This is a genomic window from Desulfomicrobium norvegicum (assembly GCF_900114595.1).
In the GTDB taxonomy this organism is placed as follows: Bacteria; Desulfobacterota; Desulfovibrionia; order Desulfovibrionales; family Desulfomicrobiaceae; genus Desulfomicrobium; species Desulfomicrobium macestii.
Genome location: NZ_FOTO01000040.1, coordinates 1 through 1,350, shown reverse-complemented (window position 1 = coordinate 1,350; position 1,350 = coordinate 1). Strand labels below are relative to the sequence as shown.

1 protein-coding gene is annotated in these 1,350 nt (G+C 62.8%); it reads left to right on the top strand.

What is annotated here, in order from left to right; genetic code table 11:
* Positions 1–1,350 (top strand): type VI secretion system Vgr family protein (locus BMZ24_RS19310; protein WP_143077982.1); only part of this gene is annotated, 1,350 nt, incomplete at both ends.

The window sequence follows — 1,350 nt, the reverse complement described above, 5'->3', positions numbered from 1 at the left end:
GTCCACAAACCCTACGAATTCGAAATCGAACTGGTCCACGATTCGGCGTGCCTTGATTTTGCCGAGCTTCTGGGCCGGCCCGCCTGCCTTGGCATCGCCGACAAAAGCGGCGGCGTGCGTCATGTCAACGGCGTCATCCGCCGCTTCACGCAACTGCACACCGCCAATGTCCGCACCCACTACCTGGCCGTTCTGGTCCCGCGCCTGTGGTTTCTGGGGCTGGTCACGGACCACCGCATCTTCCAGAACATGAGCGTGCCCCGGATCATCGAGCAGGTGCTGAAAGAGCAGAACTTCACCGGCGATTCCTACGCCTTCAAGTGCTTCTTCGACTACGCGCCGCGCGAATACTGCGTGCAATACGGCGAGACGGCCCTGCATTTCATCTCCCGCCTGTGCGAGGAGGAAGGCATCTATTTCTACTTCGAGCATTTCCAGGACCGCCACGTGCTCTGCTTTTCGGACCGGGAGGGCGGGCCCCTGATCGGGGGCGAGAGCCTACTGCGCTTCCATCCCGGAGCGGGCACCGAAACGGATGCGCCAACCGTCAGAACCGTCGAACTGCGCCGGACCATCGGCAGCGACGCCTGCACCTTCCGGGAATGGAATTTTGAAAAAACGCGCCTGAACCTTGAGGTCGGCCAGCTGGAGGCGGACCCGCTCAAGGCACCGGTCCCCGTCGGCATGACCCTTGAGCAATACCATTATCCGCACCTCTACCAACTGCAAAAGGACGGCAACCGTTACGCAAGCCTTGAGCTTTTGCGCCATTTCAGCCTGAGCCGCCGCATCGAGGCGACGACGGACGTCTCCAGAATGACTCCCGGCCATGTCTTCGAGCTTCACGAGCATCCAAGGCCAGACCTCAACGACCGCTGGTGGGCGGTGCGCGTCACGCACCGGGGCGAGCAGCCGCAGGTGCTAGAGCACGAGGCCCCGGACCGAGGCATGACGTACATTGCCAGCCTAATGGCCATCCCGGACTCGACCCGTTTCGTGCCCGCTTCGGACCACCCCAAGAATCCCGTCATCGGCGATCAGACCGCCATCGTGACCGGCCCGGGCGGCGAGGAGATCTTTCCGGACAGGCATGGCCGGGTGAAGGTGCAGTTCCACTGGGACAGGCTTGGCGCTTTCGACGAAAAAACGACCTGCTGGATTCGCGTCTCCCAGGGCTGGGCCGGAGGGCAGTACGGCACCATGGCCATCCCCAGGATCGGGCAGGAGGTCATCGTCTCTTTCCTTGAGGGCGACCCGGACCGGCCCATCGTTACCGGCCGAGTCTATAACGCCGCCAATCCGGTTCCCTACCCGCTGCCCGAGCACAAGACGCGCACGGTCTTCAAATCC